The 21964-nt window shown below is 27.5% G+C and carries 20 protein-coding genes; 4 read left to right on the top strand and 16 right to left on the bottom strand.

Annotation, left to right across the window (positions count from 1 at the left end):
- Positions 1–155 precede the first annotated feature (155 nt).
- Positions 156–1853 (bottom strand): ABC transporter ATP-binding protein, encoded by a 1698-nt coding sequence (locus Q0W06_RS07815; protein ID WP_297633551.1) that lies wholly within the window; start codon positions 1851–1853, stop codon positions 156–158.
- Positions 1854–2028: 175 nt separating this feature from the next.
- Between Q0W06_RS07815 and Q0W06_RS07820 the strand changes: the two genes are divergently transcribed.
- Complete coding sequence (locus Q0W06_RS07820) at positions 2029–3231, top strand: MFS transporter (protein WP_297633553.1); 1203 nt, start codon at positions 2029–2031, stop codon at positions 3229–3231.
- A gap of 73 nt (positions 3232–3304) precedes the next feature.
- Here Q0W06_RS07820 and Q0W06_RS07825 read toward each other — a convergent pair whose 3' ends face one another.
- From Q0W06_RS07825 to Q0W06_RS07835, 3 genes are all read right to left on the bottom strand, one after another.
- Positions 3305–3763 carry a hypothetical protein gene (locus Q0W06_RS07825; protein ID WP_297633555.1) on the bottom strand — a complete coding sequence of 153 codons (459 nt, stop codon included), beginning with the start codon at positions 3761–3763 and terminating at the stop codon, positions 3305–3307.
- Positions 3738–4388 carry a DUF3990 domain-containing protein gene (locus tag Q0W06_RS07830; RefSeq protein ID WP_297633557.1) on the bottom strand — a complete coding sequence of 217 codons (651 nt, stop codon included), beginning with the start codon at positions 4386–4388 and terminating at the stop codon, positions 3738–3740. Before Q0W06_RS07830 ends, Q0W06_RS07825 begins: the two co-directional genes overlap by 26 nt.
- An 81-nt stretch (positions 4389–4469) precedes the next feature.
- Positions 4470–5375, bottom strand: a complete 906-nt coding sequence (locus Q0W06_RS07835) for a 3-hydroxyacyl-CoA dehydrogenase family protein (protein WP_297633559.1) — start codon at positions 5373–5375, stop codon at positions 4470–4472.
- Between the two features lie 193 nt (positions 5376–5568).
- Between Q0W06_RS07835 and Q0W06_RS07840 the strand changes: the two genes are divergently transcribed.
- The gene (locus Q0W06_RS07840; RefSeq protein WP_297633561.1) at positions 5569–6372 is read left to right on the top strand and encodes a class I SAM-dependent methyltransferase; all 804 of its coding nucleotides are present in this window, start codon (positions 5569–5571) and stop codon (positions 6370–6372) included.
- Positions 6373–6423: 51 nt separating this feature from the next.
- Here the strand turns inward: Q0W06_RS07840 and Q0W06_RS07845 are convergent, their stop codons facing one another.
- From Q0W06_RS07845 to Q0W06_RS07855, 3 genes are all read right to left on the bottom strand, one after another.
- Positions 6424–6867: a DUF2871 domain-containing protein gene (locus Q0W06_RS07845; protein ID WP_297633563.1), complete on the bottom strand. Its 444-nt coding sequence runs from the start codon at positions 6865–6867 to the stop codon at positions 6424–6426.
- 151 nt (positions 6868–7018) lie between these two features.
- On the bottom strand, positions 7019–8779 hold the full coding sequence (locus Q0W06_RS07850) for a 1-deoxy-D-xylulose-5-phosphate synthase (RefSeq protein ID WP_297633565.1): 1761 nt from the start codon (positions 8777–8779) through the stop codon (positions 7019–7021).
- A gap of 232 nt (positions 8780–9011) precedes the next feature.
- Complete coding sequence (locus Q0W06_RS07855) at positions 9012–11195, bottom strand: vWA domain-containing protein (RefSeq protein ID WP_297633567.1); 2184 nt, start codon at positions 11193–11195, stop codon at positions 9012–9014.
- 224 nt (positions 11196–11419) lie between these two features.
- Between Q0W06_RS07855 and Q0W06_RS07860 the strand changes: the two genes are divergently transcribed.
- A complete protein-coding gene (locus Q0W06_RS07860) occupies positions 11420–12055 on the top strand; it encodes an MBL fold metallo-hydrolase (RefSeq protein WP_297633569.1) in 636 nt (211 codons plus the stop codon).
- A gap of 61 nt (positions 12056–12116) precedes the next feature.
- Here the strand turns inward: Q0W06_RS07860 and Q0W06_RS07865 are convergent, their stop codons facing one another.
- The 6 genes from Q0W06_RS07865 to Q0W06_RS07890 all read right to left on the bottom strand — a co-directional run bounded on the left by Q0W06_RS07865 (position 12117) and on the right by Q0W06_RS07890 (position 19008).
- Positions 12117–12689, bottom strand: coding sequence for an ATP-binding cassette domain-containing protein (locus Q0W06_RS07865; RefSeq protein ID WP_297633571.1), 573 nt, complete (start codon positions 12687–12689; stop codon positions 12117–12119).
- Entirely contained in the window at positions 12690–13454 is a 765-nt protein-coding gene (locus Q0W06_RS07870; RefSeq protein WP_297633573.1) for an ABC transporter permease subunit, read from the bottom strand.
- Complete coding sequence (locus Q0W06_RS07875; RefSeq protein ID WP_297633575.1) at positions 13429–14379, bottom strand: ABC transporter substrate-binding protein; 951 nt, start codon at positions 14377–14379, stop codon at positions 13429–13431. The genes Q0W06_RS07870 and Q0W06_RS07875 overlap by 26 nt, the downstream gene beginning before the upstream one ends.
- Positions 14380–14577: 198 nt before the next feature.
- Positions 14578–15879 carry a C40 family peptidase gene (locus Q0W06_RS07880; RefSeq protein ID WP_297633577.1) on the bottom strand — a complete coding sequence of 434 codons (1302 nt, stop codon included), beginning with the start codon at positions 15877–15879 and terminating at the stop codon, positions 14578–14580.
- Positions 15880–16233: 354 nt separating this feature from the next.
- Positions 16234–18522 (bottom strand): HD family phosphohydrolase, encoded by a 2289-nt coding sequence (locus tag Q0W06_RS07885; RefSeq protein WP_297633579.1) that lies wholly within the window; start codon positions 18520–18522, stop codon positions 16234–16236.
- A gap of 105 nt (positions 18523–18627) precedes the next feature.
- Positions 18628–19008, bottom strand: coding sequence for a VOC family protein (locus tag Q0W06_RS07890; protein ID WP_297633581.1), 381 nt, complete (start codon positions 19006–19008; stop codon positions 18628–18630).
- 191 nt (positions 19009–19199) lie between these two features.
- Here Q0W06_RS07890 and Q0W06_RS07895 point away from each other — a divergent pair, with 191 nt between their 5' ends.
- Positions 19200–19715, top strand: coding sequence for an NAD(P)H-dependent oxidoreductase (locus Q0W06_RS07895; RefSeq protein WP_297633584.1), 516 nt, complete (start codon positions 19200–19202; stop codon positions 19713–19715).
- 34 nt (positions 19716–19749) lie between these two features.
- Here the strand turns inward: Q0W06_RS07895 and Q0W06_RS07900 are convergent, their stop codons facing one another.
- The 3 genes from Q0W06_RS07900 to Q0W06_RS07910 all read right to left on the bottom strand — a co-directional run bounded on the left by Q0W06_RS07900 (position 19750) and on the right by Q0W06_RS07910 (position 21933).
- Positions 19750–20184 (bottom strand): MarR family transcriptional regulator, encoded by a 435-nt coding sequence (locus tag Q0W06_RS07900; RefSeq protein ID WP_297633586.1) that lies wholly within the window; start codon positions 20182–20184, stop codon positions 19750–19752.
- Positions 20185–20287: 103 nt separating this feature from the next.
- Complete coding sequence (locus Q0W06_RS07905; protein WP_297633588.1) at positions 20288–21520, bottom strand: NAD(P)/FAD-dependent oxidoreductase; 1233 nt, start codon at positions 21518–21520, stop codon at positions 20288–20290.
- Complete coding sequence (locus tag Q0W06_RS07910; RefSeq protein ID WP_297633590.1) at positions 21520–21933, bottom strand: 4Fe-4S dicluster domain-containing protein; 414 nt, start codon at positions 21931–21933, stop codon at positions 21520–21522. Before Q0W06_RS07910 ends, Q0W06_RS07905 begins: the two co-directional genes overlap by 1 nt.
- Positions 21934–21964: the final 31 nt, after the last annotated feature.

Genomic DNA, 21964 nt, shown 5'->3' on the forward strand with positions numbered 1-21964 from the left:
AATATTTATACTTAGATTAGTATAAATATTAGTTTTTACACAGTCTGCCGGGCAAACGGACTAGCTATTAGCTGTTCCGTGCCACGGGGTTTGGATTTTAGTTTTAATTTTTATTTTTTATTTTTGTACCGATTGATTTCCCTTTAAAACTCCAGCTATTTATTGAGGCTTGCATATATTCCACCTTTAATTAATAACTCCCTATGATTTCCTCTTTCTTCAATACCATTTTCCGTTAAAACAATTATTTCATCAGCATTTTTTATAGTTGTTAATCTATGAGCTACTACTATATTAGTTCTATCCTTACTTAGTTCTTCTAAAGAATCCTGTATTTGTTTTTCTGTTATATTATCTAAAGCCGATGTTGCTTCATCTAGTATAATTATTGGAGGATTTTTAAGGAATATTCTTGCTATTGATATTCTTTGTTTTTGACCTCCTGATAATTTAACTCCTCTTTCCCCTATAAATGTTTCATATCCTTCTGATAATTCTTCTATAAATTCATGTATTCTAGCTTTCTTACAAGCTTCTATTACTTCTTCATCTGTAGCATCTGCTTTTCCTACTAATATATTTTCTTTTATAGTTCCTGTAAATAAAAATACATCTTGAGCTACTATTCCTATATTTCTTCTTAAAGAATTTAATGAAACCTTATTTATATCTACACCATCAATTTCTATACTTCCATTATCATAATCAAAAAATCTAGGTATTAAATTACAAAGAGTAGTTTTTCCACCACCTGATGGTCCTACTAAAGCTACGGTTTTTCCTTTTTCAATAGTTAAACTTAAATCTTTAAAGACTTTCTTTTTATCTTCATAAGTAAAAGAAACATTTTTTATATTTATATGACCTTGGACATTTTTAAGATGTATAGGATTTTCCGCCTCTATCTCCCTTTCTACATCCATTATTTCTAAAAATCTTATAAAACCTGTTCTTCCAAGTTCAAATTGCTCAGTAAAGTTTACAAGCTTTTTAATAGGCTGAATAAACATTTTTACATATAAAAGATATGCTGCAAAATCTCCTAAGGTTATTCTTCCTATATACGTGAAGTATCCTCCCACTATTAAAACTACAAGTTCTAAAATATCTATGCCAAAAAGTATTCCTGTGAAAAATTCTGACATAGCTCTAAGAGCTTCATTTCTAGATTTTTTAAATACTCTATTATCCTTTTTAAATTTCTCTTTTTCAATCTTATGATTACAAAAAGCCTTTGTTACTCTAACTCCAGATATACTATTTTCTAAGCTTGCATTAACATCTCCTACAGCCACCCTTGACTCTAAAAATTTCGCACTCATCTTTTTTCTTTTAAAAATTGCAAAAATAATTACAAGCGGTAATATTGCAAATATTATTAAAGTTAGCTCTACATTAATTCCTATTAATATAAAAAATGAACCTATTAAAAGAATAACTGAAATAAATAAATCTTCTGGTCCATGATGTGCAAGCTCTGAAACTTCCATAAGATCATTTATAATTCTAGACATTATAACTCCAATCTTATTATCATTAAAATATGAGTTAGGCAACTTTTGAAGATGATCAAAAACTTCCTCTCTCATATCTCCCTGCATATTAACCCCTAAAATATGACCATAATATTGCATAAAATAATTAAGCCCTGCTTTTAATATAAAAATACTTAATAATGTTATTCCAAAAACCAAAAGCATTCTTCCATCTTTATTCTGCACTACATCATCTATAATATTTCTGCTTATCATTGGATAAATTAAATCACATAATGCAACTACAAATGCTGCTAATAAATCAAGTATAAACAATTTCTTATAGGGTTTATAATATTTAACAAACCTTCTTAACATAAGTCCTTTCCCCCTTTTCACCCACATATTAATTACAAATAATACCATTTATTCTTTTTATTTTCAACTTCTTTTTTTAATTTATTCCATCTTTGTTAATACTCTATCTCTTGTATATTCTCCAATTATTGCTATAATGCTAAAGTATTAATTAAATTCGAGATGAGGTTTTAAAATGGAAACAAAATTAGACAGCAGACAATTAACCTTTATAGTTATTTTATCTGTTGCACTAGGAATTAGAAGTTTAGGAATGAGTATCGTTGCTCCCTTTATTGCAAACTATACTATAAGCTTAAAATTTGGAACTATTGCTTTAAGTGGAATCGCTTTAGGAGCTTTTAGTTTAACTCAAGCTTTTTTCCAAGTTCCTTTTGGAAAATGGTGTGATGAACACGGAAATAAAAGAATGATTTTAATAGGCCTTTTTGTTCTTATATTTGGACTTTTATTATCAGCTTTATCCTCAAATGCTTATATGTTTATCTTTTCTAGATTCCTTCAAGGAACTGGAGCAATAACAGCAGGTGTTTATTCCTGGATTTCTAAAACTGTAGGCGATGAAAAACGTGCTGATGCAATGGGGCTTAGCTCTCTTATTACATCATCATTTTCAGCAGTTGCCTTAGGTGGCGGACCACTACTTATAATGCTTTGGAATGTTCATGAACTTTATGGAATTGCAACGGTTCTAGTTATTATAGTATTTTTCGCTATATTATTTTTATTAAAAGATGATAGAGATACAAAAAAAGTTAAGCTTTCTCATGAGGAAGTACAAGAAATTGCTAAGGAATCTAGAGCTTATTTATTCTCTAAATTAAAAAGCCCTAAATTTTTAGGATTCTGCTTTATTGGATTTTTAACATTATTTATGTTTATGGGAGATTTTATAATTTTACCAGAATATGCAGACAAGCTTGTAGGTGAGGTAAATCTTTGGATGATTTTTACTCCTTCAATGCTAATTGGACTTATTACAATGAAACTTTCAGTAAAACTTATAAAAAAATCTTATACAAAAGAAGTTTCACTTTTTGCTGGAGTATTATTTATATTAGGAAACTTAATTATATTGATTTCACATAAAAGTTTACCTCTACTTATACTTGCTAGTATTTTCTCATTTACTGCATACTTTGTACTTGTAAACCTAGTTCCTACTATAACAAATCAAATTGCAAACCCACAATTTAGAGGTTCATTAAATGGAATCGTAAATGCTTTTACATACATAGGTGGTTTCATAGGAAGTGCAATTATAGGAATGCTTTGGGGCATAAATCCTTTTTATGCCACAGTCTTAGTAGTAATTCTTTCAATAGTTATTATAGTTTTATCTATAATCGCTGTTCCTAGAGTAAAATTTGGACAGTAAAATAACCTTAATTTAAAATATAAAATTTTATAAAAATAAAAAGCTATAAGAATCCACAAATTCTTATAGCTTTCTATTTATTAGTTAAAATCTTTTCAAAATCTAACTTTATATCATTTATATCAATACTATCTTCTAAAACATATAGAGGATCTACTGTATGATATATTTTATAATGAGAATATATTTGCTCTATACCTTCTCTTCCCCAATGCTCACTTATATCTTTTCCATTTAATATAGTTCTATTGCTCCAATCTTGCAAACAATATCCAAGCCAATACATTCTTTCCTTTTCGTATTCTTTATCTTCTTCTTTATACTTAACTCTTCTTATATAATTTTCCTCTAAAAATTCTTCCATATAATAATAAGGACTTTGAGAATACCATTGTCCTCTATATTCTTCTATACCTATTTTATAATTACTTTCTAAAGCTTTTATTACAAAATCAATAGGCTCTAAATCATAGTCAATAGATATTTTGAAAAATCTTCCTAAATGTCTACAAGCTATTACTGAATCCTTCAATTGCATCCTCCTTTTCTAACTCATCAAAATATTTTCCTACACTTCCGTACTTTTTTCTAATGAATTTCATTTTTTCTTTCATTATTGTTTTCTTTAATTTTATTTCACTAGAGTAATATTCTTTATCTAACTCTATACTTTCAATAAATTTTATAGCTTCAATAGCTTTTTTACTTCTTAAATTATATTGAATATCCAAATCCATAGAGTTTAAAGATTGAATACAATGTTCTATAGTTATTGTATTTTCAAAAAACATATTCATAGTATCAAACATTCTATCATCCGCTGTAGGCCCTAGTATTACATCATATTTATTTAAATCTTTATATTTTTCTTCTAAAAATTTCTTAAGCTCTTTATTATCAATAAGACCTCTATTATGAGCAATGAACAGTATCCAATTTATATCTAAATCAAAAGTTAATGATTCTAATCCTTCAGTATTCAATATATATTTATTCACTAAAGCCTTCTTATCTATTTTCCTAGTTGACCAACTTTTTGCCATTTCAATATTAGTAGTCGCATAAAAACCTATTCCAAAATCACTAAATTTTCTCCCACCATCATATCTTGGATTATCTATCCTCTTATCACTTCCATGATAAATTATTAATTTCATACCTCTCACCTACTTACTATCTTTATTTAAAATTATACCATAGTTTATATATTTTTATTCTCTAATCTATAGTCCCTTACTTTAATCTCTTATTTTATCTTGATTATTAAAATAATTCAAAACTTCATTTCTCTTTTGATTTACTTTTTCTAAATTTTCACTATCCCATTTATAGAATCCTTCTCCACTTTTACTTCCTAGCTTTCCTTCTTCCACTAAATCTTTTAAAGTTTTTGATTCTTCTTTATAATCACACAAATCTTGGAATAAATAGCTTGATACATTTTTAAATATATCGGTTCCACCTAAGTCACAACTTTTTAATGTTCCTGTAACTGGAAGCCTTCTCCCTATACTATATTCCACAGCTTTATCTACATTTTCTATAGTTGCATATCCTTGTTCAACTATATACATAGCCTCTCTAAGCATTGCAAGCTGAATTCTATTACCTATAAAGCCTTTGCATTCTTTCTCCATTGGAATAGGTTTCTTATTAAGTCTATTTAAAACTTCCATAGTCTTCTCTATAGTTTCCTTTGAAGTTCCTTCTCCTGGAACTACCTCTACCAAAGGAATTAAATGAGCCGGATTCCAAAAATGAGCTATAATAAATCTTTCTTTATGTTTCATATTTTTTGCTATATCTGTTGGTAAAAGTCCTGATGTAGTTGACGCTAGTACTACCTCATCTCTCATTCTCTCATCTAATTCATTGAATATTTTTCTTTTTATTTCTAAATCTTCAGCTAAAGCTTCTATTACAAAATCACAATTCTCTAAGTCTTCAAAAGACTTTACTAACTTTAAATTGTTCATTTTTTCTTTTTCATACATTAATTCTTTTTCTATAAACTCTTTTGCCTTATTTAAACTTCCTTCACTTCTTCCATAAATAGTACATTCAAACCCCATCTTTAAACAAATAGTTCCTATTGTACTTCCCATAGTTCCAGTTCCTAAAACAGCTATATTCTTAAATTCCATTCTTTTACACATCCTTCTACTATCTTTTATATAATTTAATAAAAACTCATTTTAGCTTATCTCATATATAATTTCTTATATTCTGTACTTTTATTATAACTCTTCATTAGTATTTTCCTATTATATATCTCTTACTTTCAAATACATTTAATTACATTTTTTGGTATAATAAAATTGAGAGGTGTGATAATTTATGAGTAACAAAGTTAAAGAGTATTATAATGAAAATTATGAAAGAGAGTGGGACAGGCTTGCTAATCCTTATAGCAAAGTTGAATTTCTTAGTACACTCTATTTAATAGATAAATATTTCCCTAAAGAAGGTCATATTGCCGATATCGGATCTGGTCCTGGAAGATATTCTATCCAGTTATTAAAGAAAGGTTATAAAGTCACTCTATTTGAACTTTCAAATAAAGAATTAGATTTAGCTAAAGAGACTATAGAAAAAGAAAATTTAAAAGCAGAATCTTATATTTGTGAAAATGCTTTAAATCTTCATATTCTTCCTAGTAATTCTTTCCACGCTGTTCTTTTAATGGGTCCTTTATATCATGTTTTAGATAGTTCTTCTAGAGAAAAAATTCTTAATGAAACTTATAGAATATTAAAACCAAATGGAGTTGCTATTATTGCTTATATTAATTCCTTTGGTATATTAAAGGCAGGCGTTACAGAGTTTAGTAATGAATTTGAAGATATTAATAATATTTACCCTTATTTAAAATCACAAGAGTTTAGCCATGAAGAAAGTTTTACTGAACTTTACACTACAACTCCTGAAGATGCTTTAAATGAAGTAAAAAAGACTAACTTCAAAGTTTTATCTTATGCTGGTGCTGAAGGCTTCTTATCTGGTTTATCCTTAAAAATTAATGAGCTTTTCAGTTCAAATCCTATAGCATATAATAACTTACTTCAAGTTTCTGCTGAAACTTGTGAATCTCCTCAATATAGAGATGCTACTGAGCACCTACATATTGTAGTTAAAAAATAATATTACAATATAAAAAATAAACCTGTCCTCAAAATGGACAGGTTTTCTATTTTATGCTTTTGCTAATTTCTTTTCTTTTTTTATAGAATTTTCATCTTTAAGTATTCTTTCTTTTAACATTAAGAATAAGAAGACAAATCCTACTGTTATAACGATATGTCCAAGTCCTACAATTCCATTTAATGCTCCTCCTGGTGTAATTCCTTTAACTTGTGCTACACCAATAACTAGAAACATTATCATAGACCATAATGCACCTACATTATATACTATAAAGAATTTATTAAACCATTTACTTTCACTTATTTTAAATACTTTTTCAAATAAAGTAAGCATTAAAAACATTAAGAATCCTAAAACTAGAATGTGAACATGTGCTACCTTTAATTGAGTTTTTCCTGTAAAATCATTAAGTACTGTAAACTCTCTGTAGAATACACCTGCACAAAGTCCAAAAACTAAGTAAAGCATTGACGCATTGAAAAGTTTTTTCATATTATATCTCCCCCTAAATCAATATATTAACTTATATTATTATATAATAATAATTCTTAGAATTCTACATATTATTAAAATTATTTTGAAATTTTATCCTTTCTTGCATATTAAAAGAAGTGCTAATAAAATTAGCACTTCTTCATTTCTATTATTTATTTAAAGCTTTTTTAATATCTTCTACTATTAATTCATCAGTTAAGTGATATCTGTTATAAAGTTCTGCAACTGGAACTCCATCTGTAAATTCTTTTTCAGCTCCAAAGTTTAATACTTTCATTTCTTTATCACTGTAGAATCTTGAAACTTTTTCTCCAAATCCACCTTCTAAAATTCCATCTTCTAATGTTATAACTACTTTATGATTTTTCATTAAGTCTTCTAACATTTCTTTATCTATTCCACTTATGAATCTTGGATTTATAAGTGTAGCTTTAATATTTAATTCTTTTTCTAATTTTTCTACTAATTTTTCTCCTAGTCCATAGAATGCTCCAAGTCCTAAAACTGCAACCTCTTCACCACTTTGAACCATTTGGAATTTATTTAAGTTACTGAAATCAGCTTTAACTTCTATTCCTTTTGATACTACTGGTCCTACTGGAACTTTTATAGCTACTGGGTGTCCATCTTGTTCTATTCCCCACTCCATCATAGCTAAGAATTCTTCTTTATTAGTTGGTGCTAAGTAAACTATATTTGGGATATTTGAAATTAAAGGTATATCAAATATTCCGTGGTGAGTTACGTCAGCTCCTGTTATTCCACCATTATAAACCATTAATAATGCTGAATTATCATTTATAGCTAAGTCATGTGATAATTGGTCATATGTTCTTTGAATAAATGTACTTGCAAATGAAGCAACTGGTTTTCCACCTGCAAATGCCATAGCTGATGCAAATGCTACTGCATGTTCTTCTGCTATACCAACATCTACATATTGATCTTTAAGTTGTTCTCTAAAAGGAATTAATCCTAAGAATGAAGGAGTTCCTGCTGTTATTGCAACTATTCTACTATCTTTTTTAGCTTTCTCTAATAAAAGCTTTCCTGCTAATTGTGCATAACTTTCTGGCATTTGCATTTTTGGTTTTCCTGTTTCTACATCAAAAGGCATAGCATAGTGGAAAGATTCTTTATTCTTTTCAGCTATTTCATATCCCTTACCTTTTGTTGTACTAACATGAAGTACTACTGGTACTTTAGTATCTTTTATTTCTTTAAATGCTTCTATTAATTCTTGGATGTTATGTCCATCTTTAACGAAGTGATATTCAAATCCTAATGTAGTAAAGAAGTTATTCTCTGCTTTACCTTCTGTATCTCTAAGAAGTTTTAAGTTCTTATAAAGTCCTCCGTAGTTTTCTGCTATAGACATATTATTATCATTTACAACAATAATAATATTTTTTTCTGAAGCAGCTGCATTGTTTAAACCTTCATAAGCTTCTCCACCACTTAAAGAACCATCTCCTATAAGTGCAATTATATTTCCTTCTTCTCCTTTTACATCTCTAGCTTTAGCTAAACCACAAGCTAAACTAACTGAAGTTGAAGTATGTCCTATTGTAAAGAAATCATGTTCACTTTCATATTGTGAAGTATATCCTTTAATTTCTTTCATTCTATCTTTATCTATATAATACTCTTTTCTTCCTGTAAGCATTTTATGTACATACGCTTGGTGAGATATATCATAAACTATTTTATCTATTGGTGAATTAAATACATAGTGCATAGCAATAGTCATTTCTACTACTCCTAGGTTTGGACCAAAATGTCCACCCTTTGTACTAATTGTATCTATTAATGTTTCTCTAATTTCTTTTGCTAAAACATTAAGTTCTTCATTATTAAGACCTTTTACATCCTTAGGTCCATTTATTTTATTTAAAACTTGTAAATTCATAAATCTTCCTCCTTAGTGTGTTTCTTAATATAGTATACCTCTTAGAGTTAACTCTAAGTCAATGAATAATATTTTTAATATTTTATGACCCTTTGTTCTTATTTTATCTTTCCCTTCTTTTTATTTTCTAGTACTTCATATAGAAATAAAAGAACTTCTTCAACTCTGAAAAAGCTCTTTTTCCTTAGCTTAAAGCCTGTTGTCAATAAATTTTATATATTTATAATCCTATTTAATCATGCTTTGTTATTACTCCATATCTATCTTGTCTTAAATTTATTCCATTTATTTTTTTAGTTAAGATATTAACTTTTCCATCAATAATATTATTTACTCCAAACTCTCTATCCATCTCTCTTTTTTCCTTTTCTTTTTCCTCATCCCAAATAAATGGTGATTTTTTCATTAACCCACAGGATAATCTAACTATATTTACTTTATACTCCATCCCTTCTTTTTCTCTCTTCATTCGCATAAATTCTTCTTCTAGTATTTCTATCTCTTCTTCTAAACTTAATTCTCTAAATTTTTTATAATATTCCTTTGCCTCTTCCACTTCTTTCTTTTTAGGAAACTTCTCTATTTTCCATTCTAAAACCGTAGCTTCATATGTTTCACAAGCCACTTTCTTATCTTTAAATTCATCAATTGGTCTATATAACCCACCTAAGTCTACTTTATAATCTCTTCTCACCTTTTCTTTTAAGGATAATGAAGATCTTCTTCCTATCTTGCTCTCTAACCTTAACCGTTTTAACCTCTCATTTACTATTCCAATTTTACACTTTAATTTTTCTATTTCATAAAGATAATTTCTTATTTCCTCTGCATTTAAAGATTTTAATACTCTCTTATTTGTAGTTCTTATCTTCTTCAAATCTAAAACTATTATTTCATTTTCCCCATATTTATTTACTTCTTTTATTATCTTCTCTTTTCTAAAAAGCTTTTTCAATTCCTTTGATAAAATACACCATATAACTTCTGTATTTATATTTCCATTTAAAATTAGGTTATATCCCCTAAATATATGACTATCTAACTTTAAATTAGTGTTCTTATCCATAACATGTCCTTCTACTTTTACTCTTAGTCCCACATTAAGCTTCTTCTTCCCTATTTCTATATCTGTTACCTTTCCATATCCTAACTCTGGTCTTATAAATTTATATCTATTTTCAATTAATTCTTTTTTCCTTCCAATCCTATTATATTTATAACTATACTCCCATAAAAGTTTTGAACCCTTATCATCCATTATTTTTTTCAGTACTTCTAAAAGGCATATCTTTTCATTCTCAATTTTTTCTATTCTTATCTCTTGTTTGCCCTTCTTAAACCTCTTACTTTCATCCTCTATTACTTCCTTTAAATCATTCATAGCTCCACCTAATTCTATAAATGAATAACAATTATTTATCTTATTATAAATTTCTATATCTCCTGTTTGAGATATTAAATATTCTGCCTTTTCTAAGTCTTCATTCATTAAATGATATAAACTTAAGGAGTATAAAAACTTTTCATAAGCTCTTTCTCCTTCTTTTTTATATCTTTTAGCATTAATTACTTTTTCTTTTATTTTCAGTTCTTCATTAAAAACACATATTATGGCTTCATCTGCATCATAACTTATCTTTAATTCCCCTTCACTTTCCATACTATAAGTATTCAAACTAAAATATTCTTTATTTTCTATATTCACTTTTAAAAGACTTCTATTATTTATCCCTTTTGAAAAGTCCATTGCAGCTTTATAATAATCCTTTATTTTATCTATATGATATATACTTCCTGCTCCAACTTTTCTTATTAATTTTTTTAAAAATACTCTATCATAATACTGCCCAAATCCAATACTATTAAAATATATATTTTTTTCTCTACATATTTCAGCTAATCCTAATATTCTTTCTTTTTCTTCTTCTATACTCCACTTAGTAGTTTCAATCCTTCCATCTGTAAATAGTATTATATGATTCTTATTACAGTAAGGAGCAAGTCTTTTTGTTATCTCTATTGCTGTTTCTAAAGGCTCTGATATTACATTCCCCTTTTGCACTAATATTTCTTCATCTACTCTTTTAAAAACTTCTCCCATCTCATAAGATGCTTTATCGCATTTGACTCCATTTAATATCCTTCTCCCTTTGTCATGTCCTGAATAAGTAATTATAGATACATAATTACATCTTCCTCCCTTTAAAGCATTTAAAGTTTCCTTTACGCCCTTCTTTAACCCTTCTATTTCATTTTCCATACTTAAAGATGTATCTAAAAGTAAAATATGATGATTTATAGTTTTTATATCTTCTTTTTTTCTTTTTATTAAATAGAAATTACCTTCTCGACTTTCACCATCTACATCCTCTTTTACTTCTCTTTTTCCTAAGTAATAAATCTTGCACTTTTCCAATATTATCACCTTATTTATTAATTCATAATAATATATACCAGAATATGCTTTTTATGTATCAATCCCTTTTTTATATCTTCTTTTCCTCCTGAAACCTCTTTATTTTTCTACATAATATTTATTAGCTAATATCCTTATATTTCTAATTTATTTGATATTCTACCTTCTTAGTAATATAATTTACTCATGTAATTTGTATTCTTTTAATCTAAGGAGGATTTATTATGAAAAAAATAGTAGTTGCTGGTGAAATTTATAAGGATAAATTTATTGAAATAAACTCTTATGTTATAGATTATAAGGGTAAATGTTTTATCGTTGATCCTGGATATGAAAAAGAAAAAATTCAAAAATTTGTAGAGGATAATAATTTAGAAGTATTAGGAATTCTATTAACTCATAGTCATCTTGATCATATGAGTGCTTTAGACGTTTATAATGTTCCTATATATCTTTCTTCAAAGGAATATCCTTTATTTAAAAATCACTATGAACATATGTATACTGAAAGAGGCTTAAAAAGAAACTACTCTTTAGAAGGTAGAGAAATTATTCCTTTAAACGAAGGAGATTCTATTCCTTTTGTAGATAAAAAAATAGAAGTTTTCTTTACTCCTGGTCATACTATTGGTGGTGTTTGCTATAAATTTGAGAATGATTTATTTACTGGAGATACATTATTTAAAAATTCAGTAGGTAGAACTGATTTTAATACAGGAAATGTCCACGATATGAGAAACAGTATTCTTTATCTATTAAATAATTTAGATCCAAATTTAAATGTTCATCCAGATCATATGGATAGCACTACAATTGGTGAAGAAATTAAATATAACCCTTATTATCAAGCTTGGAAATAATTTTATTTTCATATAATGTCTTATATTAAAAGGTTAATGGCTGCCTCTAAGCAGCCATTTTTTATAACTCTATCCAGTTTACATCTTCAAAAAGTTCACCATCTAACTTATCATGTGTTACTATAATAACCTCTTTCCCTTTTATTTTCGATTTTAAAAACTCTACTGTTTTCCTTTTATTTTTACTATCTAATCCCTTAAAAGGTTCATCTAAAATAAGCATATCAAAGGGATTTAATAAAGCTCTTAAAATTGCTACCCGTCTTTTCATTCCTCCACTTAAATCAGATACTTTTATATTCAATGCCTCTTTTAGTCCTAATCTATTTAAACATCTATCCATTTCACTATCACTTATTTTTTCATTTATTATCCTTATATTCATTTTTACAGTTAAATTTTCGCATAATCTATTTTCCTGAAAAACTACACTAATCCTTTTATCTTCTATTCCTAAAACTTCACCTGTAAATCCCCTATCTATTCCCATAAGTATTTTTAATAAACTTGTTTTCCCCACTCCAGATTCACCTGTTATACCCGTAACTTTCCCTTTCTCTATAGTTAAATCTAAGTTTTTCAAAACTTCCTTTTCCCCAAAATATTTACTTATATTTTTTAATACTATATCCATTTATCCATTCTCCATTTTAAAAAAAGTTAAATTCAATACTTTTAAAAATAGCCTTTGAAATATTACACTTATCAATACTATTACTATTGTCCATGCAAATAAATCTCCAGTGTATAAATATATCTTTGATTCATATATCTTTTCACCTAAAGACCCATTAGGTATCCCTATAACCTCCGCTGCTATTCCTGCCTTAAAACATAAGCCTAAAGAAACTGTACAAGCTGAAATTAAGAATGGCTTTACACTTTGAGCATAAATATACTTAACCTTCTTTTCTTTTGATATCTTAAACACATCTGCCATTTCTAATAATTCCTTATCTGTATTCTCTATTCCATTTAAGGTATTTCTATAAATAATAGGACACACCATTAGAAATGAAATAAATATAGATAAATTCTTAGAATCTATCCAAATTAAACTTATTATAATAAATGATGCAACTGGAACTACTTGTATTAATGTGATTAATGGTTCTATTAATATCCTTATAAATTTCTTATTCCAAGAGAGGATACTTAAAAATATTCCAATTACAAAAGCTAATGTAAATCCTAATGCAATTCTAGAAAAAGAGAAAAATACTGTTCCACAAAAGTCTTTCATAACTATTAATTCTAAAAGTCTTTTAAAAGTAGAAATAGGAGATACAAAAAGTATCTCCTCTCCTATTACATAACTAAATAATTCCCAAATAAAAATCCAAAATAATATTCCGCCTATTTTCCATTTATTCTTATTTAATAAAGTAAAAATCTTCATTTGGTAATTTTCCTCCTATTGACTTAGGATTTTTATCATTTAATATCTCTAAATAACTAGATAATTTCTCCTTCATTTCATCCCCAGTAATACATACTATATTACAATTTTCTATCCCTTTAACTGCTATTTCTTTCTTTACTATATTATTTTTTTCTATCAATATAGCTGCTTCTTCCACATTATTATTTGTAAAATCTACTGAAGCTTTATATTCATCTATTAAATTTAAAACCTCTTCTTTTCGTTCTTCTAATACTCCTTTTTTCCCTACTAAAACTCCAGTTATAAGTGCGTTTCCATTTGAAATTTTCTTCCACTCTTCATTTATATCTAATACAACATTTATATTTTTATTTTGTAATCTTGCTCCTGTTACAAAAGGTTCAGGTAACATAGCTATTCCATCTTTATTCTTTAATATAGCACTTAAACATTCTGTATGTTCTGATTTATACTCTATATTCACCTTATCTTTTAAATTATTTTTTTCTAAAATATAATCTAATACATACTCTGGTGTAGCTCCCTTTCCACTTGAATAGATAGTTTTCCCTTCTAAATCTTTAATCCCCTTTACAGCGTCACCATTATTAACTAAATATAGAACCCCTAAGGTATTAATAGCTAGAACTTCTATTTCTCCATTTGTCTTATTATATAAATTAGCTCCTAAATTTGCTGGAATTGATGCTATTTCTATATCTCCCTTTATAATCTTTGGCATTATTTCATCTGGCGAACCTAAAATTTCTATATCATATTTATCTTCCTCTATAAGCTTTACCATTCCCATAGCTGTTGGTCCTTTTAAAGCTGCAATTTTCAATTTACTTCCTTCTTTCTCTTTTGTATTTCCACACCCTACAAAACTACTTACTATAATTATTAGTATAAATACTAGACTAAATATCTTTTTTTTCATATTTCCCCTCATTTTAATCTTTTCTATTTATACTATTAGTTTTATTTATCTAATATTCCAATCCTTTTTTTCAAATAACTCAACGTACCATTATTTAGCTAACTAGTAAAAACTTAAACCTATTACAATAAAATTTTTATTAACATGCAAAAAAGGAACTGCTAAAAAGCAGTCCCTCTATTTTTATATTAATTTTTATTATAATACTCTTCTAGCATTAGTGTATGGATATAAATTCATAACTGTTACATATGCTCCTGTATGAGGTGCAACTAGAATTTGTCCATTACCAATGTATACAGCAACGTGGTAAGCTGGTTCTCCCCAGAATACTAAATCTCCTGGTTGTAAGTTTCCTTTTGCAACTGGTGTTCCACATTCTTGTTGAGCTTCTGATGTTCTTGGAAGACTTACTCCGTTATGTCCAAAGATATATTGCATTAATCCTGAACAGTCAAATCCACTTGGACTTTCTCCTCCCCAAACATAAGGAACTCCTATAAATTGTTCTCCATAAGAAATTATAGCTTGTGCACTTCCACTAGCTTGTGAATTGTTTGGTACATATTGTGTATTTCCAACACTTTCTTGTTCATTTCCATTTGCAGTTGTAACTGTCATAGTTTGAGATGAATTTGAACTTGATTTTGAACTTGAGTTCGAGCTAGTATTTGATGATGAACTTGTGCTTGCTTTTGCTGGTGCACTAGTGCTTGTACTTGCTTTTGCTGCTGAATTTGAACTTGCTTCTGCTTTTGCTTCTGCAGCAGCTTTACTTGCAGCTGCAGCTTTTGCAGCAGCTTCTGCTTTTGCTTGGTCAGCTTTTAAAGCAGCTTGTACTTGTGCTTGTTGTATTTGTATTTCTTGTTGTGATAACTTCGCAACTTGGTTTTGAGCTTGGCTTAATATTCCTTGCTCTTTATTTTTAGCATCATTTTGATCATTTAAGTTTTTAGCTACTGCTGTTTTTGAATTTTCTAATGTTTGAACATTACTTTGTAAACTAGCTTGTTCACTTTTTAATTGATCTTCTTGTGCTTTTATTTGATTTAATGTTTTTTGGTTTGATTGATTTATGCTATAAACATCTTCTAAATTAGTTACAATTTGTGAAAAACTATTTCCTGAGAAAAGTGCATTTAAATATGCTAATAATCCATTATTTGCATATCCTGATTTATAAAGTCCTGCAATCTCTTGGTCCATTTTAACTTTACTTTGCTCTAATTTAGTTTGTGTTTGTGATATCTGATCTTGATATGATTTAATATTTGCATTTGCTTCATTTATTTTTCCATCTAATTGATTCGCTTGAATCATTGAGTTCTGAATTTGGTTATCTAATTTCTCTAATTGCTGTTGAGCTTGCTGTGCTTGTTGCTCTTGTTGTGCTTTACTTGCTTGCACTTGGCTCATTGTGTCTGCAAATGCACTAATTGTAAACATAGGTGTAATCGTTGTTATAGTAAATATAACTACTGCTAATAACTTTTTTTTCATAATTAAAAACTCCCCTAATCTATCTATAGCCTTTTTATCAAAGTACTATTTTTTATTAACTAAAAATATAGTGTTTTCCAACATTACATTTTTCTATATTCCTTACATATGTTACTATAATACACCTAAATTATCCTATTTTTTATACTTTTCTACATTTTTAAACATTTGTTAATATATTTATAATATTATTCATTTTTAATTTCTTAAATTAAAATTACATTCCATCTTTCAGCAAAATATGAGGGTTTTTATCTTATAAATACAAGCAAGCTATTAACACTCCGTTTTTATCTATTTATTTTTTTATCTATTTATTAGATATATCTTTAAATACTACCTATCTTCTAATTTTCAACTTAATTTTTTCCTTTTAATATCTAAAGATTGTAATTTTTTCTCTTTTTCTAATATCTCAATAAATATTTTTGCTATTCTCGGATCAAACTGTGTTCCCATACATCTTTTTATTTCTTCTATAGCTACATCTAAAGTTGCTGCCTTTTTATATGGACGTTCGTTTATTATTACATCAAAGGTATCTACTAAAGCTACAATCCTACATTCTAATGGTATTTCTTTTCCCTTTATTCCTAATGGATATCCGTTTCCATCAAATCTTTCATGATGCTTTAATATAAAGTCACTTATAGTTTCTAGTAATGATGAATTTCTAGCTATTCTATATCCTATTTCAGAATGTTGTTTTACTATATTAAATTCTTCAAATGTAAGTTTTCCAGGTTTAAATAAGATATTATTTTCAATTGCTATCTTTCCTATATCATGGAATTTACACAATAGTTTTAATCTATCCTTTCTCCTACTACTTAAATTTAATTTTTCTGCAATTAACAATGCATACTCTTCCATTCTTGTTCCATGATTCAACATCCCATAATCTTTTGTCTCTAATGCTTTTTCGAATCCTTTAACTATCTCATCTATTACACATCTATTATTTTTCACTTTTTCCCTATACATATTTACATCTGCTTCTCTTAATAATTCATTTATTCCTTTGCTTTCCCCATATGCTATTCCTATAGATGCGCTTATATATTTCTCTTCTCCATATTCATTTGCTAAACTTATTTTATTTCTAATATCCTCACTAATCTCTATAATTTTTTCTTTAGTTACTCCCTTTATAATGATAATAAACTCATCTCCGCCAAACCTATATACCAATGTTTCTTCGTTATCATAATCTTTTAATATTCTAGCAAACTTTCTTATTACTTCATCTCCAAAATCATGACCTAAAGAATCATTTATAAATTTTAATCCATCTATATCACTTATAACTATTCCTATATTTCCTATTCCTTTTTCGCCTATTTCTGCAATATCTTCAATATACTTATTTCTATTATATAAATTAGTTAATTTGTCTTTATAACCAAGCTCTCTTAATTCTTTTTCTGCATTTTTTCTTTCAGTTACATCAAATAAAGTTATTACATATTGATTTATATTAGTTAATTTTTTTATTGTTACTACAATATTCTTTTCTTTTCCATTTACTAAAACTGTAAATTCCTTATTATTACTACTTTCTAAATCAATTTCTTCTATGTACTTATCTATCAGTGTCCCATTTATATTTTCTTCTATCTCAAGGAATTCAGCTAACTCATTATTATATATAATTATTTTTCTCCACTCATTTACTATAATTGTTGGCTTCACTGTCGCATCAAAAATAGTATTATATTTTTGAGTTATTTCTTCACTATCTTTATATTTATAATTACTCTCCATTATTTTCGAAATAACATTAACAAAACTCATAAGAGTTTCTACTTCATTTTCATTCCAAATTGATTCTTCTAATACATTATCAATTCCTATAAATCCATATAATTGATCAAATACTTTAAGTGGAATAACAATTGCAGATTTTATTTCTTGATTTTCTAGTATTTTTTGTTCATTTATAGCTTCTTCCGGCATTTTTTCTACATCTGGTATAAATATATGCTCATCTTTAAGAAGCTTGTCCATCCACCATGGAATACTACTACATGGAATACATTTCAAATTTTCTATTTGTGGTGTTACATCTTTTGCACACCATTCATAAACATTACTTATATAATCTTGAAATAAATCAATATTAAAAATATATACCCTTGATGCTCCTGTATATTCACCAATTAAATATAAAACTTTCTCTACTAATTTTGTAAAGTCTACACCTTTTTCAAAATCATTTAAAATATCTTCTAATGCATTTTCATAATTAATTACTCTACTTAAATCCAAGTTAATAACCTCTTCACTTAAGCTACTTGCAATTTCTAAGCGTACTCTTCTACCATCAAACCAATCTATCATTTTATCTTTAAGTTTAAATTTTTTATTTAATTTTTCATTATAAAATTCTGACTCATAAAAATTACCTGATATATCATCTTTTATTTTTTCATTTGTACAAAAATAACAAAGTTTATCTAAATTTTGAAATACTTTGTGGCATTTTTCCCCTATTAGTTTCTGCTCTTTAAACATCTCTTCTATATTATTATTTACATAAATAATCTCATGTGTTTCAACATCACTAATATATATTAAATCTGAATTATTATTTAAGAATAAATCTAATATTTCATATTTATTTTTAGTTTTTGTTTCCTCCATATGCTCTCATTCCTTTTCTTTTTATTACACTTCTATTATATCCCAAATTACCCTTTTATTAAATATTAAGAGAATTAAAAAAAGAACTGAATAAATCAGTTCTTTCTAACATCTAATTACTTCCACCTTATATCCATCTGGATCAGTTACAAAATAATACTTTGGCTTTTCTCCTGGTAATCCTTTTAAATCAGTTACTTCATATCCTAAAGCTATATGTTTTTCTCTAAATCCTTCTAAATCTTCTATCCCAATCGCTATATGGCTATATCCATTTCCTAGCTCATATGGTTTTTCTATATCATAATTATAAGTTAATTCTATTTCATATCCACCTTGTACATTAGATAAATATACTAATGTGAATTTATAATCTGGAAAATCTTTTCTACTTGTTTCAACTAACCCTAATCCATCTTTATAGAATTTTAACGATGCTTCTAAATCTTTTACTCTTATGCATGTGTGTAACATTTTAACTGTCATAAAAATTCCTCCTTAATTATTTATATATATATTATTATAATACATTATTTTATAGTCGTCTTCACTTTTAAAAATATTTCCCATTAATTCCCTTTATATTTATACTTGCATATGCAAGTATAATGTTGTATACTAATCTCATAAACAACTTGCATGTGCAAGTATTAATATAAATTATAGGGGGATTTACAATGAAAACATTAGTAATTATAGCTCATCCAGATATGAGCAATTCAAAGGTAAATAAAATATGGGGAGAAACATTATCTAAAAATGATAATATTACAATCCATGAACTTTATAAAGTTTCTAAAGATGGAAAGTTCAATATTGAAGAAGAACAGGCTTTATTATTAGCCCATGACAGAATTGTTTATCAATTTCCTTTTCTCTGGTATGCAGCACCTTCTCTTTTAAAAGAATGGCAAGATAATGTTTTATCTTTTGGTTTTTCACATGGGCCAAATGGTACTAAACTTAATGGAAAAGAATTTATGCTTGCAATTTCTGCCGGTGGTAAAGATTCTGCATATAGAGCTGGAGGATATCAAAACTTTTCTATTGATGAATTAACTAGACCATATCAAGCTATGGCAAACTTTACTGGTATGAAATTCTTACCAACTTATGTCTTATATGAAACTCATGCTTTAAGTGAAGATACTATACATAATAGTGCTAAAGAACTCTCTCAAATCTTAGCTTAATTTAAAATAAAGAGATTGCAATCATGCAATTTCTTTATTTTTCACTTAAATTTATTCTCAATTTATTTAAGAAATTCATTCCCTCATTCATTTCTTCACTTGTAACATCTTTAACTGCATCATTAAAAGATTCCTTTACAACACTTTTTACAGTATCTTTTATCTCTTCTCCTTTTGCTGTTAGCTTTATATTTTTTACTCTCTTATCTTTTTCTGATGTTTCCCTTACTATAAGTTCATTTTTTATTAATGTATTAATTAATCTTGATGTACTAGCTTGATCTCTATTAGTAAGTTCTGCTAAATTATATTGGCATAAATTTTCATTATCCCAAAGCATTGTAAGTATTGTATATTGTTCAAAAGTAATATTTATTCCTTTTTCTTTTATTTTTCTATTAAAAGTATTTATCATTAATTTATCTATTACATTCATTAAAAGTCCTAAACCTTCATCCATTTTAAACATAACTCATCACCTTTTTCTTTAAATTATATATCTCCATCCTATACATAATTTTTTTTTATGTCAATATATAGACTAAAAAGGATGCAAAACTGCATCCTTAATTTTAGTAAGTATATTCAAAGTTTTCTGATACATTAAAGAAATCTGAATAATCTATTTCAAACAATGGTTTCTTGACTTTTGAAATATCTATTCTTTCTTTGATTAATTGAGTTAATACTCCAGCATAAGAAAGATCTCCTTGAATTAACGCTCCATAAATCTTTCCATCTTTATGAAGTATCTTTCTATATCCATTTTCATCTGTTTCTTCTTCAATTTCATACTCATCTTTATTTTCATCATTTAAATTTACTGTTCCTAAAGATAAAGTTGCTAACCCTACAAAATTCATTGTATTTTTGCTTCCAAAGAAATCAGTCATTTCTTTTTCTATTCCAAGCATATTAGATGCTGCAATTATTCCTTCTTTAACTGCTGTTGGCCAAATTGGATTTCTTCCTGTTACATCTCCAGCACCATATATATCTTTTACATTTGTTTTTCCCTTTGGTGAAATAATAAGTCCAAACTTATCGCACTCTACTCCACTTCCCTCTAAGAAACTTACATTTGATCTAACTCCTGTTGCAACTACTACTAACTCACAAGGAACCTCTTCTCCTGTATTTAATAGTAATCCTTTTGGATTATTATTTTCATCAACTATTAACTTTTGAGCAGCTACTCCAAGCTTTAAGTTAACACCTTTTTTTGCAAATCTTTCTTCATATTGACTTGCTGCATACTTATCTAATTGAAGAGGAAGTATTCTATCTCCCATTTCAACTAAACTTAACTCTAAATCGTAATCCATAAGTCCTGAAACTGCATCTATTCCAACAAGTCCTGCACCTAAAACTACAGCACTTTGTGCAACTTTCCCTCTATTTACGATTTCTTCAGCATCCTCTAAATTTCTAAGGCCTACAACGTGATTTGCAGTTCTTAAATTCTCTACTGGAGGAATAAATGATGAAGCACCACTTGCTATTAAAACTTTATCATAAGATAGATTTTCACCATTACTTAATTCTAAAACTTTATTTTCTGAATCTAGTTTTAAAACATGGATCCCTTTCATCCAGTTTATATCATATTTTTCCATGAAATTATCTTCTGAAAAATCTAATTGCTTAACATTTCTTATTCCCTCTATATAGTGATGAAGAATACATCTTGAATATACATTTTCATCTTTAGAAATTAAAACTATTTCTGCATTTTCATCTAATTCTCTTAATGTTTTTGCTCCACTTATTCCTGCTGCTGAAGCTCCTATTACAACATATCTCATTATTCTTCTACCTCCCCAAGTGTTATTGCTTGCATTGGACATTTTGCTACACATTGAGGTGTATTTTCTTTAGTTGAAACACACATATCGCATTTCATTATTTCTTTTTTGCTTCTATCATCTGCTTTTAAAACGCCGTATGGACAAGCCATTATACACATATAACAACTAGCACATCTCTTGCTATCATAAAGAACATATCCAGTTTCTTTATCTTTATGCATTGCACCTGTCATACAAGTAAATACACATTCTGGCTTTTCACAATGTCTGCAAAATATTGGTGCATATTTCCCTTCACTATCTATAACTACTCTACTTCTTGTTTCTTCTGAATCATGTGAAACAATACAAGCTGATGTACAAGTTAAACATCCTATACACTTATTTCTATCTATTTTAATTCTTTTCATAATCTTATCCCCAATCTTTAAAATTTAATTG

Origin of the sequence: uncultured Clostridium sp. (genome assembly GCF_947072515.1) — a bacterium.
Taxonomy (GTDB): domain Bacteria; phylum Bacillota; class Clostridia; order Clostridiales; family Clostridiaceae; genus Clostridium.

What these genes read in the sequence shown, in the direction of transcription:
- Q0W06_RS07885 (WP_297633579.1), bottom strand. Translation starts at nt 18,522, where the DNA reads ATGGAGGAAACAAAAACTAAAAATAAATATGAAATATTAGATTTATTC.
- Q0W06_RS07880 (WP_297633577.1), bottom strand. Translation starts at nt 15,879, where the DNA reads ATGAAAAAAAAGTTATTAGCAGTAGTTATATTTACTATAACAACGATT.
- Q0W06_RS07830 (WP_297633557.1), bottom strand. Translation starts at nt 4,388, where the DNA reads ATGAAATTAATAATTTATCATGGAAGTGATAAGAGGATAGATAATCCA.
- Q0W06_RS07840 (WP_297633561.1), top strand. Translation starts at nt 5,569, where the DNA reads ATGAGTAACAAAGTTAAAGAGTATTATAATGAAAATTATGAAAGAGAG.
- Q0W06_RS07845 (WP_297633563.1), bottom strand. Translation starts at nt 6,867, where the DNA reads ATGAAAAAACTTTTCAATGCGTCAATGCTTTACTTAGTTTTTGGACTT.
- Q0W06_RS07875 (WP_297633575.1), bottom strand. Translation starts at nt 14,379, where the DNA reads ATGAAAAAAAAGATATTTAGTCTAGTATTTATACTAATAATTATAGTA.
- Q0W06_RS07815 (WP_297633551.1), bottom strand. Translation starts at nt 1,853, where the DNA reads ATGTTAAGAAGGTTTGTTAAATATTATAAACCCTATAAGAAATTGTTT.
- Q0W06_RS07905 (WP_297633588.1), bottom strand. Translation starts at nt 21,520, where the DNA reads ATGAGATATGTTGTAATAGGAGCTTCAGCAGCAGGAATAAGTGGAGCA.
- Q0W06_RS07820 (WP_297633553.1), top strand. Translation starts at nt 2,029, where the DNA reads ATGGAAACAAAATTAGACAGCAGACAATTAACCTTTATAGTTATTTTA.
- Q0W06_RS07850 (WP_297633565.1), bottom strand. Translation starts at nt 8,779, where the DNA reads ATGAATTTACAAGTTTTAAATAAAATAAATGGACCTAAGGATGTAAAA.
- Q0W06_RS07910 (WP_297633590.1), bottom strand. Translation starts at nt 21,933, where the DNA reads ATGAAAAGAATTAAAATAGATAGAAATAAGTGTATAGGATGTTTAACT.
- Q0W06_RS07895 (WP_297633584.1), top strand. Translation starts at nt 19,200, where the DNA reads ATGAAAACATTAGTAATTATAGCTCATCCAGATATGAGCAATTCAAAG.
- Q0W06_RS07835 (WP_297633559.1), bottom strand. Translation starts at nt 5,375, where the DNA reads ATGGAATTTAAGAATATAGCTGTTTTAGGAACTGGAACTATGGGAAGT.
- Q0W06_RS07900 (WP_297633586.1), bottom strand. Translation starts at nt 20,184, where the DNA reads ATGTTTAAAATGGATGAAGGTTTAGGACTTTTAATGAATGTAATAGAT.
- Q0W06_RS07860 (WP_297633569.1), top strand. Translation starts at nt 11,420, where the DNA reads ATGAAAAAAATAGTAGTTGCTGGTGAAATTTATAAGGATAAATTTATT.
- Q0W06_RS07865 (WP_297633571.1), bottom strand. Translation starts at nt 12,689, where the DNA reads ATGGATATAGTATTAAAAAATATAAGTAAATATTTTGGGGAAAAGGAA.
- Q0W06_RS07890 (WP_297633581.1), bottom strand. Translation starts at nt 19,008, where the DNA reads ATGACAGTTAAAATGTTACACACATGCATAAGAGTAAAAGATTTAGAA.
- Q0W06_RS07870 (WP_297633573.1), bottom strand. Translation starts at nt 13,454, where the DNA reads ATGAAGATTTTTACTTTATTAAATAAGAATAAATGGAAAATAGGCGGA.